Raw genomic sequence first — 14,160 nt, 5'->3', positions numbered from 1 at the left:
TCGCACCCGCCGCATCGTCCGGACGGGCCATCCTGGGGCGGTCGGTTCTCCGCCGTACACCTCGTCGCCCCCCGGCCTGCCCTCCCGCGGCGTATCTGGCGATTCCCCTGCGATATAACAAAAATCGGCGCGAATTACGCGATGTTCCCGGGCGGCCGCCTTCCCTGCCTGCCGTCTTCGGATGTGGATGCGCCGCCGGCGCCGGCCGGCGGACGAAGGGCTGCCTTTGAACGTCGAATGCACCAGCCTCGGACCCCGGCTGATGGCGGCGCCCGGCCGGGTGGTCCGGCCGACGCGGACGGTTCCCGCCGGTTCGGCCACATATCCGCGGGCACCCGCCCGCACGGAGTCGCCCGTGGTGATCCCCCGCCTGGACCGGCATGAGCCCCCGCCGGAACCGGCCGGTCCGATCGGGCACCTGCCGGTGGCCGGCGCGGACCGGTTGCCCCCCTCGGCCGCCGAGCTGGCCCGCCTGCGCCGGGTCGCCGACGGCGAGGAGGACGCCGACCTGGTCGTGCGCGGCGGCCTGGTCGTCGTCGTGCACGACGGCACGGTGGTCAACCGCGACATCCTCATCGTCGGGCGGTACATCGCCGCCGTGACCAGGCCCGGGGTGCTCAACGGTCGGCGCTCCCTCGACGCCGCCGGCCGCTACGTCGTCCCCGCCTACGTCGACGCCGGGCTGCGGGTCGAGGAGACGCTGCTCAGCGCGGGCGAGCTGGCCCGTCTGCTCATCCCGCGTGGGACGGTGACGCTGCTGACCGACCCGGCGGCGCTGCTCGCGCTCGGCGGGGCCCGGGGCTCGGAGCTCGCCACCGCCTCCGCGACGCCGCTGCGGGTACTGCTCCGTTCGGGCGGCGGCCTCGCTCCCGCCGTGGACCTGGCGCTCGCCGCGCCGGCCCCGCCCGTCGCACCGGCCACCGGTCCCGCGGCGATCCCACCCACCTCACCCACCACCACCTCCGTCGTCGAGGTGAGCCCGGCGCCGCCGGGGGCCGGGGTGGGCGGTCTGTCCGCGCTGGGCGCGGGGCCGGTGGCGGACGCCGCCGGACTGCGCTGGGCGTTGGACTACCCTGGCCCGGCCAGGTACAGGACGGTCACCGAACTCGCCACTCACGGCCATCTCGACAATGACGTGCGGCTCGCCGTCGGCCAGGGCATGGGCCCGATCGACGCCATCCGGCACGCCACCCTGCTCCCGGCCCGGTTGCACGGCCTGGACTCGGCGTTGGGCTCCATCGCCCCCGCCCGGCTGGCCGACCTGCAGGTGGTGACCACGCTCGCCGGCGCCGCCCCGCCCGACGTGGTGATGGCGGGCGGCCGGATCGCCGCCGAACACGGCCGCCCGCTGTTCGACAACCACGATGTGGCGCCGGCCTGGGCCGTCGGTCGGATCCGGCTGCCGGCGAACCTGCATGCCGGTTCCTTCACCGTCCCCGGGTTGAGCCGGGCGGGCAGGCAGGACGTCAGCGTCGCGGCGGTGACCATCGACGTGCCCCGCGAGCCGGCGGCCCACCCGGTTGCGGGCGGTCCGGGACGCAGCCCCCTGGGCGGTGCGGGTCCCGAGCCGGCGACGGCGACGGCCCGCCGACACGGCGTGCGCACGGTGCGGGTGCAGCCGACGGTGCACGGCGGGTACGCGGTCGCCGATCCCACCCGCGACCTGCACAAGGTCGCGGTCTTCGAGCGGGACGGCGGCGGCGGACCGGTCGACGTCGGGCTGATCCGCGGCTGCGGGCTCAACCGCGGCGCGCTCGGGGTGTCGACGATGCACGCGCCCGGCCACGTGGTGGTGGTCGGCGCCCGCGACGACGACATGCTGACCGCCGCCCGAGCGGTCGAGGGCATGGGTGGCGGGTTCGTCGTCGTGGACCAGGGCTGGGTGCGGGCGGCCTGCCCGCTGCCGTTGCTGGGCCTGATGAGCGACGCCCCGTGGGAGGCGGTGCTCGGCGAGCTGGCCGCCGTCGACACCGCCGCGGCAGATCTCGGCTGCCGGCTGCCGTTTCCGCTGCGGACCCTGGCGACCCTCGGCCGGCTGCTCTACACCCGTCCCTGACGGCCCTTTCCGACGGGTACCGATCCCGATCGGCCATCCCCCTGGATCGGTGTCGTCGGACGGGTGGGCCGCGTCAGCCCCCGTCGGCTGCCCGCGGCCGGTGGGGGAGGGCCGGCCCCCCACCGGGGACAGCCCATCCGGGCGATGCGGGCGATGCGGGCGGCGCGGGTGGCGCGGGAGTTGCGGGTGGCGCGGGTGGCGGCGGTGACGCGGTCGGTGCGGGTGTTGCCGGCTGGTCGATGCCGGTCTGGGCTCGGACGTGCGCGGCGCACTCGCGCAGGTCGCGGTGCACCTGGTCGGTCAGGTGCCAGGTGCGGCCCGCGCTGTCACCGCCCACCTGCACCAGGCCGGCATGGAGCAGGCTGATGAGGTGGGCGCGCGCCTGCGACCGGTCCACGCCCAGCAGGACGGCCGCCTGCGCGGTGCGTAGCCGCGGGGTCTGCCGTAGCGCGGTGACGAGCTGGAGTGCGGCCCGCCCCAGCGGCCGGCCGAGCCGCTCGCGGGCCGCGACGTACCGGGCGAATGCCAGGTCCGCAGGGACGGCGGGCAGGGTGGCGACGATCGTCCGCTCGGCCGGATGATCGAAGCGAGGAGCTGCGAGACCGTGGCGGAGCTGGTCGGCGATGGCTCGCCCGATCCCGTGCCCGGCGCGCTGGGCGATCCCGGCCCGCCGGAAGGCGTCGGCGAGCAGGGGGTTGCGCGGGCGGGGCGGTCCCGCGAGCGCGGTCCCCGGCGGCGGTCCGGCGGCCGGCGCCACGGGGTTCGTGATCTCGATGCGGTCGTCGGTCCACCGCACGTGGACGGCGCCGGGAACGTCATAGTCCCGATGGGTCAGCGCGTTGGTGACCAGCTCCCGGAACGCCTGCTCCGAAAAGGCGGGAACGTGCACCCGGAGGAGCTCGAACCGGATCACCTGTTCGGTGTTGCGGGCGCGGAAGCGGGCGAGCAGCTCCTCGGCGAGCCGGAACAGCGGCCAGTGGAAGAAGTCGTTCACCACGGCCGTGTCGGCCCGCATGACCTGCATCGCCGCCTCGTGCCAGGGCAGGAACCAGCGGATCGCCTCCGGCCGGCCGAACAGCAAGAGGGCCTCGGGCAGTAGCAGCGGCTCCGAGCTGTCCACCGACGCCGACGGAGGGCCCGGGCGGGCCACCCCGAGTGCGGCGGCCAGCTCACGGTCCACCAGCCCGGCAAGACCGGCCTCGGCACGTGACCCAGAGGCGCTCACCAGCCGGCGGAACCGTTCGAACTCGCGGGGGTCGAGATCCGCCCACCTCGCCTCGTCGATCGGCTTCGTCCAACCACGCTCCGTCATGCGTTACGCGCCTCCCGGCCGAATCCGATCACCATCGTAGGTCGTGACGCAGGCCGTCGACCTGGGATGTCGCTCCCGTCGAGTGTCGGATATCCACTGTTTCGACCGCGGTCGAGACGTCCCGCCCGAACGTTGGACCTACCCGGCTAACGGATCGTCGTTCGCCCGAACTCGGTCCGGCGGGGGGTGGTGAGGAGCCGGTCCCGGCCGTCGGACGGTGGCCGGGAGTCATTCGTCGGCAGCCGGGTCGCCCGGTCGACAAGGGATGCCAGCGCCCGGCGCAGTGCGACTCCCGCAGCGTCGGTCCGGATGCTCACCTCCTCGGCGGGGCTGGCATCATCGCCCCTCAGCGGGTCGCCGATCAGGGGCAGGCCGTCGAGGTCGAACCGCTCCTGCAGCGCGAGGTCCTCGTCGAGCACCGCCTGCTCGAAGCGGGCGGCCTCGGCCATCCGCGCGGCGTCCCCGCCCAGGTCGTCGCGCAGCAGCCTGGTGTAGATCCGGGTGGATCCCTCGTCTTCTGGCTGAAGGCAGAACTGGATCGTGTTGATCATGCCGGCATCCGGGTAGTCCAGGCGCAGGCGCAGCATGAACGGCGGCCGGTACACGTAGGTCGACCAGCGGCGCTGCACGAGCGGATGCTCGCCGGTGGCGACCTTGGGGTCTTCCGGGTTGGCGACCCGCTGTTCCATCTGCACGACGAATCCGTCGCCGTCCTGCGTCACCCGATAGGGCGCGACCACGGTGGCCTCCCCGGCGCCGATCGTGCCCGCGTGCACGAACGGGAAGTGCGCCGTGTCCAGGAAGTTGTCGGCGAGCAGGCCGGCGCAGGCGGAGGACCGCGACGGCTCGAGCCAGACCGAGTCGAAACCCGCCTCGTCCGCCTCGGGGATCTCGATCAGGTCGGTGAACGGTTCCTCCGGCGCGATCCAGATCAGGCCGTGCCGCTCCACCACGCCCCACGATGGGGTGGCCCTGGCCCGTCTGGGGGCGGGCACCCCGGGGCCCAGAGCGGGAACCGCGGTGCACGCACCGGAGGCGGCGAAGCGCCAGCCGTGATAGCCACAGACGATCTCCGTCGCATCTACCCGGCCGGCTGACAGCGGGGCGAGCCGGTGCGGGCACCGGTCGGCGAACGCGGCCAGGCCATCATCCAGACGGGCGATGACCCACGGCTCGCCCAGCAGCCGCACCGCCACCGGTTCGTCGGCGACCTCACCGGACCGTGCCACCGGATGCCAACCGTGGCGCAATGCGGCGGTGGTGTTCTTCAGACGACGTGACATGCCCACCTCGCTCGGTCGCGTGCCGCCGGCGGCGATCGGGCCGCCGGCCCGATACGGTGTTCGGACCCCGCGAGCTGGCCGAGCCCGTCCCCCGGGCGGGCCATCCTCCCCAGGGGTCATCCTCCCGGTCGGACCTTCATCCGGATGGCACCGCTCGCCGCGGCGCGCGGTGCCCCCGCCTTCCGGTGCCGACGTGATCTCGGCGCGGGAGCGGGGCGACTCCGTGTGATGCATGGTCCCGGCGGGCCGTGCCGTCGCGGTACTCATCGGTCCCGCCATCACACGCGAGGTATGACGGTGGACCACGTGCTCCGGACACAGAGGGGACAAAGGTCCCATTTCCGGAGTGAAACGGCTCGGTGTTTCGACTCGACGTCGTGTATGTAACACTCGGTGACGGCCCATTGGGTGTTCGGTGATGGTCCGGGTCGGTCGGATGCGGCGACTGCCCCGGTGGGGCGGGGTGCAACGGTTCTCGGCCCGATCGGGCGGCCTCACGGAGCGTCTGCGTGGTCGAACATCATTGTAACTTTCCGCCTCTAGGGTCGGTTGCCATGCACCGTTCGTCCGCCTGCCCCGCCGCCCCTCGGCTCGCCGGCCGATCCCGCCGGTCGAGCCCGCCCGGATGTCCCGCCGCGGGTCCGATCGGGCGGGTGCGGTTCATGGCCCGGCGTACGCGGTCCCGGCGGGCGTGCTCCCGCCGGCAGCGGTCCCGGTGGGCGTGGTCGCTGTGACCGCCGGCGGGACGACGTCCGCGATGTTCCGGCCCCGCACGGTCGGTGAGGCGGTGGAGATGCTCGCCACCGCGCACGACTCCGGTGCCGCGGTGGCGCTGCTGGGCGGTGGCACCGATCTGGTCCCCGCACTGCGGTCCGGGGAGCGTGCCGCGGAGGTGGTCGTCGCGCTGCGCCGGGTGCTCGAACTGCGGGTCCGCGGCGCCGGGGCGGACAGCCTGACGATCGGCGCGGGGGTGACCTACACGGACCTGGCGGGCTGGTCGCTCTCGCCCGGCCTGGCCCGGGCCGCCCGGGTTGTCGGCTCCGTCCAGATCCGCAACACCGGCACGGTCGGCGGTGCGCTGGGGTCGGCGCGACCCGCCGGCGACCTGCTCACCTTCCTGACCGCCGCCGACGCCGAGGTGTTCACCGCCTCGCCCCGAGGAACGGACCGGCTGCCGTTGCCACGCTTCCTCGCCGACGGGCTGGCCCCGGACGCCCTCGTCACGGCGGTGCGGCTGGCCCGTCCGGGCGGCCCGCAGGTCTACCTCAAGATCGGTGATCGGCAGGCCGCGTATCCAGCGGTGGTCTCGTGCGCGGTCCTCGTGGACCGGGTACGCCACCGGCTGACGTGTGCGATCGGTGGAGTGGGCCTGCTGCCGGCCCGGATGGGGGCGGCCGAGCGGTACGCACGCGACGAGGTCGACTGGTCGACCGGGACGGTGTCCCCGATGGCGGCCCGACGCTTCGGCGACCTGGTCGTCGAGGCGGCCACCCGGATCACTCCCGCGCTGCCCGCGGGCCCGCGGGGCTCCGCGGAGTACCGCTGGCACGCGGCGGGGGTGCTCGCCGGTCGGGCGTTCGCCCGCTGCCTCCATGTGACCGCACCCCCCGCCGGCGGCCCCGTCGGGGATTCCGCTGCCGGCAGGCAGCCGTGACCGCGGTGTCCGCGGACGGCCGTGACGCTGGGGCCGAGGGGACGGACGGGGTGGACGGGGCGGACGGGGTGGACCGGGCAGACGGTGCCGGCGGCGGGGAGGCCGGGGCGGACGGTGGCGAGAGCTACCGGCTGAACGTCGACGGCTTCCTGCGCACGGTGAACGGCGCCTCGATCGGGGATTCGCTGCTCACCGTGTTGCGGGACACCCTTGGGGTGACCTCGGTGAAGGACGCATGCGAGCAGGGCCGGTGCGGGGCCTGCTCGGTGCTGCTGGACGGCCGGCTCGCGGCGTCCTGCACGGTGCTCGCCGCGGACGCCGACGGCACCCGGGTGGTCACCGTCGCCGGGCTGGGCGGCGCGGGGCTGGCCCGGGCGGTCCGGGCGATGTTCCTCGCCGAGGGGGCGGTGCAGTGTGGCTTCTGCACCCCGGGCTTCGTGGTCGCGGTGACGGATCTGCTCACCCGCCATCCGGACGCCGACGAGGAGGAGATCCGCGAGGCGCTGGCCGGCAACATCTGCCGGTGCACCGGCTATGGCCGCATCCTCGCCGCCGTGCGGGCGGTCCAGGCTGAGCGCGCCGTCCTCCGCTCGGGGGATGCTCACTCATCTGGGGAGACCCAGCGTCACCCTGACGGGGGTCCGGATGGGGGGTGAGGTCGTGAGCGGTGGGATCGGGCGGTCGGTGCGTCGCCCGGATGGACCAGACAAGGCGAGCGGAGTATTCGGGTACGCCGGGGACCTGCGGGTGCCGGGGATGCTGCACGCGCGCACGCTGCGCTCGCCGCATCCACGGGCCCGCCTCGGGCGGATCGACGCCGCGGCGGCCCGCCGCCTGCCCGGGGTGGCCGCCGTGGTCACGGCCGCCGACGTGCCGGGCGTGGCCACCTACGGGCTGATCGTCGCCGACCAGCCGGTCTTCGCCGCCACGGAGGTGCGCTACGCCGGGGAGCCGGTCGCCGCCGTGGCCGCGGTCGACGCCGCGACCGCCCGCCGCGCGCTCGCCGCGATCGAGGTGGACTACGAGCCGCTGCATCCCTCAACCGACCCGGAGCGGGTGCTGGCCGCGGATGCGGAATCCCTGCACCCCGCCGGCAACCTGTTCCGCGAGATCGACATCCGGCACGGCGAGCCCGGGGCCGACGGTCCCGTCGTCGTCGAGGACCGCTACGTGGTCGGCATGCAGGACCAGGCGTTCCTGGCACCGGAGGCGGCCCTGGTCAGCCCGGCGGTCGACGGCGGGGTGGACCTGCGCGTCGCGACCCAGTGGCTGCATTCGGACCGCGAGCAGCTCGCCGCCTGCCTGGGCATCCCGGAGGACCTCGTCCGCCTCACCCTGGCGGGCGTGGGGGGTGCGTTCGGGGGGCGTGAGGATGTCACCCTCCAGATCCACGGCGCGCTGCTGGCCCGGGTGACGGGTGCGCCGGTGCGGATCGCCTACGACCGGGTCGAGTCCTTCCTCGGCCATCCGCATCGCCATCCCGCCCGGATGTGGTTCCGGCACACCGCGACCGCCGACGGCGAGCTGGTCAGCGTCCAGGCCAACGTCGTTCTGGACGGCGGCGCCTACGCGTCGTCCTCCCCCGCGGTGCTCGCGAACGCGGTCACCCACGCCGCCGGCCCCTACCGGGTTCCCCACGCGCGGCTGCGCGGGGTGGCCGTGCGGACCAACAACCCGCCCTGCGGGGCCATGCGGGGATTCGGCGTGCCGCAGGTGACCATCGGTCACGAGGCCCAGATGGACCGGTTGGCGGACGCGCTCGGCGTGGACCCCGTCGAGCTGCGGATCCGCAACGCCGTCCGACCGGGGGATGTCCTGCCGACGGGGCAGGTGCTCGGCGCCCCGCTGCCGGCGCGTGAGCTCATCCAGCTCGTCGCCGCCCGCCCGCTGCCCCCGCCGCCGGCCGCGGACGTCACCGGCCTGGCCCTGCCCGGCGGTCTGCCTGCCGCGGTGGAGCCGGGCCGGGTGCGCCGCGGCGTCGGCTACGCCCTTGCCTACAAGAACCTCCTCTTCTCGGAGGGCATGGACGACTCCTCGGCCGCCCGCGTCCGGCTGGACCTGACCGACGACGGCACGCCGCGCGTCCGCGTGCACAGCGCCTGCGCCGAGGTCGGCCAGGGTTTCGTCACCATCGCCGGGCAGATCGCCCGCACCGAGCTCGGCGTCGAACAGGTCGTCCTCGCCCCCGCGGACACCGCGGTCGGCAGCGCCGGCTCCACCAGTGCCTCCCGCCAGACCTGGATGAGCGGCGGCGCGGTGCGCGGTGCCTGCGTCGCGGTCGCAGACCGGCTGCTCGCCCGGGTCGCGCGGGCCGCCGACCTGCCGCCCGAGGTCGTCGAGGCCCCCCGGCGCACCCTGCGGATCGCCGCCGGACAGATCGTCGGCGTGGAGGCCGGGCTGCGCGTCGGTATCGCCGACGCCCTGGCCGAAGGTCCGATCGAGGCCGACTACACGTTCCACCACCGGCGGACGACCGCGCTGGACGCCGACGGTCAGGGCGATCCGCACGTGGCGTTCGCCGGCGCGGCCCACCGCGCGGTCGTCGACGTGGACATCGATCTCGGCCTGGTCCGGGTCGTGTCGATGGCGCTGGCCCAGGACTGCGGCACCGTGCTCAACCCGCTGTCCCTGCGCGGCCAGGTCGAGGGGGGCACCGCCCAGGGGCTGGGTCTCGCGCTGATGGAGGAGCTGATCACCGTCGACGGGGTGGTGGTCAACCCGACCTTCCATGACTACCTGCTGCCGACCATCGCGGACGTCCCCGACCTGGACTTCGTCGCAGTCACCGAGCCGCAGCCCGAGGCGCCCTACGGGGTGAAGGGCGTCGGAGAGGCGCCGACCTGCACCGCCACCCCCGCGATCGTCGCCGCCATCCGGGCGGCGGTCGGGCGGGACCTGCGGCGGGTCCCGGTGCGCCCGCAGGACCTCGTCGACCTCCTGACCCACGTCGACGTCTCGACCCGCGCCGAGATCCCGACCCGCGTCGACGTCTCGACCCGCGCCGGCGTCGACCCGGCTGGAGGTGCTTCGACGGCATGAGTGAGTACCCCCCGGATGCGCCGGCACGCCTGCCGGAGCGGCCGCAGGTGCTGCGGTCCAGTCGGGTGGCCCTGCCCGACGGCGAGCGGCCCGCGGCGGTGCACCTCGCCGACGGTCGGATCACCGCGATCACCGAGCCCACCGAGGTGCCGGCGGACGCCCTGGTCACCGACCTCGGCGACCTGGCGTTGCTACCCGGTGTGGTCGACAGCCACGTGCACGTCAACGAGCCGGGTCGGACGGAGTGGGAGGGTTTCGCGACCGCGACCCGCGCCGCGGCGGCGGGCGGCGTCACCACGATCATCGACATGCCGTTGAACGCGATTCCGCCGACGACCTCCCTCACGGCGCTCGCGACCAAGCGGGCCGTGGCCGAGGGGCAGATCGCCGTGGACGTCGGGTTCTGGGGCGGCATCATCGGTGCCGACACCCGCAATCTCGCCGACCTGGCCGCCCTGCACGACGCCGGCGTCTTCGGCTTCAAGGCGTTCCTGGCCCCGTCGGGGGTCGAGGAGTTCCCGCACGTCTCGATGGAGGTGCTGGCCGCCGCCGCCCGGCACACCGCCCGGATGGGCGCCCTCACCGTCGTGCACGCAGAGTCGCCCGCCGTCCTCGCGGCGGCGCCGCCGGTGGCCGGGCGGGCCTTCGCGAGCTGGCTGGCCTCCCGGCCCGCGGCGGCGGAGACGCAGGCGGTGGCGGGGCTGGCGGCGCTGTCCGCGGCGACGGGTGCGCGGCTGCACGTGCTGCACCTGTCCGCCGTCGACGCGCTCGACGAGATCCTCGCCGCCCGTGAGGAGGGGCTGCCGCTGACCGCCGAGACCTGCCCGCATTACCTGACGTTCACCGCGGAGGAGGTCCCCGAAGGGGCCACGGTGTTCAAGTGCGCCCCGCCCATCCGCGGCAGGACGAACCTGGACCGGTTGTGGGACGCGATGCCGGCGGGGTTGCTCACCGGGATCGTCAGCGACCACTCGCCGTCGACTCCGGAGGTCAAGCACATCGACAGCGGCGACTTCGCGGCCGCCTGGGGCGGTATCGCGTCCGTGCAGATCGGGCTACCCGCGGTGTGGACCCAGGCCCGCGCCCGCGGGCACACCCTCGCCGACGTGGTCGGCTGGATGTGCGCGGGCCCCGCGGCCCTCGCCGGGCTGCGCGGCAAGGGCCGGCTCGCCGTCGGTGCCGACGCCGACCTCGTTGTCTTCGACCCGAATGCGTCGTTCCTGGTCGAGCCGTCCATGCTGCGGCATCGCCACCCGCTCACCCCCTACGCTGGACGCAGCCTCGACGGAGTCGTCCGGGCAACCTATCTGCGGGGGGTGCGTGCGGACGGTGACCGCCCGCCGCGGGGACGCCTGCTGGCACGGTGAGGTGGCCATCTCCGCCGATCGGGCCGGGGGACCCCTCCCGCCGCCACGGGCCGCGTCGGCGGCTGGCGCGGACGGGCCCCCACGTCCGGCCGTGCGACGCCGACCCGGACCAGCCGCAGGCGTCGACGGGACGTACCCTTTGCGTCCCGCAAACGTGCTGACCCAGCCTGCCCGCAGGGTCGCCGCCACCAACGCCGGTGGCGACCCGGCGGCCGTCCGGCCAGCCGCTCAGCAGCCGGTCGCCGCAGGTGGCACCGCTCGACCCGAGAGAAGGATCCGATGAGTGACGAGCCCGACCTGACCAACCTCGTCGACCTGGCGGCAGCCCGTTCCGGCGGCACGGTCGTGGCCGTCAACGACGAGTTCTTCGCGTTCGCGGAGCGGATGTTGCTGCCCGAGCCGCCCATCGTGCGCCCCGGCGTGTTCACCGAACGGGGCCAGTGGACCGACGGCTGGGAGACCCGCCGCCGCCGTGACCTGCCGGGGGCCGACTGGGCCATCGTCCGTCTTGGTGCGCCCGGGATCGCCCACGCGATCACCGTCGACACCACCCACTTCACCGGCAACGCACCGGAGGCCGTCGAGATCCACGGGGCGACGGTCGCCGGCTACCCGTCCGCCGCGGAGGTCGCCGACGACGCCGTCGACTGGGTGGAGCTGGTCCCGCACACGCCGATCGCCGCCGACGCGGTCAACGTGCTGCCCGTGGCGGAGGAGGGCCGCCTCCGCATCACCCACCTGCGGCTGACCATCCATCCGGACGGCGGAGTCGCCCGGCTGCGCGTGCACGGCACGGTCGTGCCGGACCCGCGCCTGCTCGACCGGGTCACCTCCGACCTTGCCGCCGCCTACCTGGGCGGGGTCGTGGTGGCCGCCAGCGACATGCACTACGGCGACCGGCACAATCTCAACGCCTCCGGCGAGGCCCGGGCGATGGGGGAGGGCTGGGAGACCCGGCGTCGCCGCGGCACCGGGCACGACTGGGCGGCGGTCCGCCTCACGACGCAGGGCCTGATCGTGCGGGCCGAGGTCGACACCCGCCACTTCCGCGGCAACTCCCCCCGGGCCGTCGAGCTGTGGGCGGCGGACTACCCGGACCTGCTCGACCCCGCCGACATCAGCGCCATCACCGAGTGGGTTCCGCTGCTGCCGCGCACGCGGGTGCAGCCCAACACCCGGCACCTGTTCGACCTGGAGGTGCCCGTCCGGGCCACCCACGTCCGTGTCGACGCGATCCCCGACGGCGGCCTCGCCCGGCTGCGGCTGACCGGCGTGCCGACCGCCATCGGGCGCGAGGCGCTGGCCATGCGCTGGTTCGACGCACTCTCGCCGGACGCCGCCCGCGAGGAGCTGCTGGCCTGCTGCGAGTCCGAGGACTGGGCCGAGGCGGTGGTGGCCCGCCGTCCGTTCGGCACCCTGGCCGCCCTCCTGCCCGCCGCCGAGCAGGAATGGTGGCGGTTGCCGGAGTCGGCGTGGTTCGAGGCGTTCACCGCGCATCCCCGGATCGGGGAGCGCCCGACCGGCATCCCCGCGCCGCCGACGACGGCACGCGCGTCGGTGGTCTCCCTCGACGCCCCCCGCCGGGAGCAGGCGGCGATGGACGAGGCCCCCGAGGAGATCAAGGCGAAGTTCGTCACCGGAAACGCCGCCTACGAGGAGCGCTTCGGCTACATCTTCCTGGTCCGGGCGGCGGGACGCGGCGCCGAGGAGATGCTCGCCCTGCTTCAGGAGCGGATGGCCCACGAGCCCGACGAGGAGCTGCGCATCGCCGCCGGCCAGCAGGCGGAGATCACTGCCCTGCGGATCCGGCACCTGATCACCGGGGCGTAGCCCGCGCTGGCGGTGATGCGGGCCGGTGATCGGGGCCCGGCGCCCACCGACTCGATGGCTGGAGGTTGGTGACGGTTTCTCTCAGCAGGACGGTCACCAAGCTCCAGCAACTGGCTCGTCCGGCATCTTGGCGAGAGGACCGTAACGGGGACTGGTCGCAACGGGGCAGGGGACTGGACGGGAGGCGCGATGGGACTGTCCACACACGTTCTGGACACGGCGCAGGGGCGGCCCGCCGCGGGGGTGCCGGTTCGGCTCGAACGGGGCGAATCTCGCCCGATTACCGCCGGCGTCGGCGAGACCAGCCGGACCGACGCTGCCCAGACCGACGCTGCCCAGACCGACGCTGGTCGGACCGGTGCTGGTCGGACCGGTACCGGCTGGACCGTGGTCACCGAGGCGGTCACCGATGCCGACGGGCGGGTCGGCGGGCTGCCGCTGACCGCGCCCGGCCCCTGGCGGCTCGTCTTCGACACCAGCGCCCGCTCGGCGTTCTTCCCCGAGGTGAGCATCGCGTTCCACGTCATGGACCCGGCGGATCACCATCACGTCCCGCTCTTGCTGGCGCCGTTCGGCTACTCGACTTACCGCGGTAGCTGACGCGAGGCGCGCCGCCGCCCCGGCGGCCATGGGCCCGAGAGGGAGCCGGAGGTGGCACGGGGCCAGAGGTGGCACGGGGCCGGCGGGGCGACGTGAGCCGGTGGGGCGACGTGAGCCCGGTGGGGGCTGCCCGGCGCCGAGGTGCTGGGCCGTCAGGTCTCGGTGGCGGGCCGCGGGCGGGACGGGGAGGCCAGCGGCCACCCGCCGGCCGCCAGCCGGGCGCTGACTCGGGCGATGTCGCCCTCCAACGGGGTGTCGTGGGTGACGTCGGCGATCGCCGTGCGGATCGCCAGGGCCGAGGCGGAGTCACCACTGGTGGTCAGGGCGTCGGCGATCGCGGTCACCTCGTCCCCGGTCAGCTTGCGCCGCAGTAGCGCGAACAACGGAAGGTAGTCGTGCTCGGGGACGCCATCCGGATATCCGGCTCGCAGCCACTGAATGACCGATGCCAGCAACGGAGGCAACGACACGCCACTCACCCTTCCTTCACCTCCCGGGCGACTCCGGGGACCGAAGAACAACGTTCCTGCCCAGCCCGATCACGTTCCTGGCGACACCATCACGTTCCTGGCGACACCATCACGTTCCTGGCGACACCATCACGTTCCATGCGACACCATCACGTTCCATGCGACACCATCACGTTCCATGCGACACCATCACGTTCCATGCGACACCATCACGTTCCAGCGACGATGGAGTAAATACCCCAGCCGATCGCGGCCAGCACCACGGCGAAGCACAGCACCCCGGCGGTTATGCCCAGCGGGCTCGTCCCGATGATGCGCTCGCTGTCGGCCTCTGCCGCGGTGGGGGCGCCGCCGTCGCGACCGGGCAGGCTCACCGCGCGCAGCCCGACTGCGAACAGCGCGGGCAGCCCCGCCCCGGCGAGCAGGCCGATGACGACGATTTTCCACAGGGCGTCGAGGTCGATCCAGGAATCCATGCCCGCCTCTCCTTTCGTCACTTCCACCGGTCGTCACCCAAGGTCGCCCGACGGGCGGCCAACACCGTCCCGT

General features: G+C 74.4%; 11 protein-coding genes. 7 read left to right on the top strand and 4 right to left on the bottom strand.

All coding sequences use genetic code 11. The annotated features are described in order from the left end of the window. Positions 1-355: 355 nt before the first annotated feature. Complete coding sequence (locus AC5R91_RS13215; protein WP_495397446.1) at positions 356-2,056, top strand: adenine deaminase C-terminal domain-containing protein; 1,701 nt, start codon at positions 356-358, stop codon at positions 2,054-2,056. 73 nt (positions 2,057-2,129) lie between these two features. Here AC5R91_RS13215 and AC5R91_RS13210 read toward each other — a convergent pair whose 3' ends face one another. Together AC5R91_RS13210 and AC5R91_RS13205 are read right to left on the bottom strand one after the other, a co-directional pair. After that, positions 2,130-3,368 carry an ATP-binding protein gene (locus AC5R91_RS13210; RefSeq protein ID WP_495397445.1) on the bottom strand — a complete coding sequence of 413 codons (1,239 nt, stop codon included), beginning with the start codon at positions 3,366-3,368 and terminating at the stop codon, positions 2,130-2,132. 146 nt (positions 3,369-3,514) lie between these two features. Beyond that, entirely contained in the window at positions 3,515-4,651 is a 1,137-nt protein-coding gene (locus AC5R91_RS13205; protein WP_495397444.1) for a Rieske 2Fe-2S domain-containing protein, read from the bottom strand. A 757-nt stretch (positions 4,652-5,408) separates the two neighbouring features. Between AC5R91_RS13205 and AC5R91_RS13200 the strand changes: the two genes are divergently transcribed. From AC5R91_RS13200 to AC5R91_RS13175, 6 genes are all read left to right on the top strand, one after another. Continuing rightward, the gene (locus AC5R91_RS13200) at positions 5,409-6,305 is read left to right on the top strand and encodes an FAD binding domain-containing protein (RefSeq protein WP_495397956.1); all 897 of its coding nucleotides are present in this window, start codon (positions 5,409-5,411) and stop codon (positions 6,303-6,305) included. After that, positions 6,302-6,961, top strand: coding sequence for a (2Fe-2S)-binding protein (locus tag AC5R91_RS13195; protein WP_495397443.1), 660 nt, complete (start codon positions 6,302-6,304; stop codon positions 6,959-6,961). The genes AC5R91_RS13200 and AC5R91_RS13195 overlap by 4 nt, the downstream gene beginning before the upstream one ends. Next, positions 6,951-9,344 carry a xanthine dehydrogenase subunit D gene (pucD, locus tag AC5R91_RS13190; RefSeq protein WP_495397442.1) on the top strand — a complete coding sequence of 798 codons (2,394 nt, stop codon included), beginning with the start codon at positions 6,951-6,953 and terminating at the stop codon, positions 9,342-9,344. The genes AC5R91_RS13195 and pucD overlap by 11 nt, the downstream gene beginning before the upstream one ends. Further along, entirely contained in the window at positions 9,341-10,711 is a 1,371-nt protein-coding gene (allB, locus tag AC5R91_RS13185; RefSeq protein WP_495397441.1) for an allantoinase AllB, read from the top strand. The genes pucD and allB overlap by 4 nt, the downstream gene beginning before the upstream one ends. A gap of 279 nt (positions 10,712-10,990) precedes the next feature. Then, a complete protein-coding gene (locus AC5R91_RS13180) occupies positions 10,991-12,541 on the top strand; it encodes an allantoicase (RefSeq protein WP_495397440.1) in 1,551 nt (516 codons plus the stop codon). A 189-nt stretch (positions 12,542-12,730) separates the two neighbouring features. After that, the gene (locus AC5R91_RS13175; protein WP_495397439.1) at positions 12,731-13,141 is read left to right on the top strand and encodes a hydroxyisourate hydrolase; all 411 of its coding nucleotides are present in this window, start codon (positions 12,731-12,733) and stop codon (positions 13,139-13,141) included. 152 nt (positions 13,142-13,293) lie between these two features. On the opposite strand, the gene AC5R91_RS13170 is transcribed toward AC5R91_RS13175, so the two are convergent. Both AC5R91_RS13170 and AC5R91_RS13165 read right to left on the bottom strand, forming a co-directional pair. After that, complete coding sequence (locus tag AC5R91_RS13170) at positions 13,294-13,611, bottom strand: DUF3349 domain-containing protein (RefSeq protein ID WP_495397438.1); 318 nt, start codon at positions 13,609-13,611, stop codon at positions 13,294-13,296. Positions 13,612-13,820: 209 nt separating this feature from the next. Further along, complete coding sequence (locus tag AC5R91_RS13165; protein ID WP_495397437.1) at positions 13,821-14,087, bottom strand: hypothetical protein; 267 nt, start codon at positions 14,085-14,087, stop codon at positions 13,821-13,823. Positions 14,088-14,160 lie beyond the last annotated feature (73 nt).

This window comes from Frankia sp. BMG5.60 (assembly GCF_059428125.1).
The sequence above is the reverse complement of the archived record's forward strand: the minus strand, read 5'-3'. Positions and strand labels throughout refer to the sequence as shown.

Bases quoted from the DNA above. Each gene is read 5' to 3' on its own strand.
- AC5R91_RS13205 (WP_495397444.1), bottom strand. From the start codon at position 4,651: ATGTCACGTCGTCTGAAGAACACCACCGCCGCATTGCGCCACGGTTGG.
- pucD (WP_495397442.1), top strand. From the start codon at position 6,951: ATGGGGGGTGAGGTCGTGAGCGGTGGGATCGGGCGGTCGGTGCGTCGC.
- allB (WP_495397441.1), top strand. From the start codon at position 9,341: ATGAGTGAGTACCCCCCGGATGCGCCGGCACGCCTGCCGGAGCGGCCG.
- AC5R91_RS13180 (WP_495397440.1), top strand. From the start codon at position 10,991: ATGAGTGACGAGCCCGACCTGACCAACCTCGTCGACCTGGCGGCAGCC.
- AC5R91_RS13210 (WP_495397445.1), bottom strand. From the start codon at position 3,368: ATGACGGAGCGTGGTTGGACGAAGCCGATCGACGAGGCGAGGTGGGCG.
- AC5R91_RS13200 (WP_495397956.1), top strand. From the start codon at position 5,409: ATGTTCCGGCCCCGCACGGTCGGTGAGGCGGTGGAGATGCTCGCCACC.
- AC5R91_RS13175 (WP_495397439.1), top strand. From the start codon at position 12,731: ATGGGACTGTCCACACACGTTCTGGACACGGCGCAGGGGCGGCCCGCC.
- AC5R91_RS13165 (WP_495397437.1), bottom strand. From the start codon at position 14,087: ATGGATTCCTGGATCGACCTCGACGCCCTGTGGAAAATCGTCGTCATC.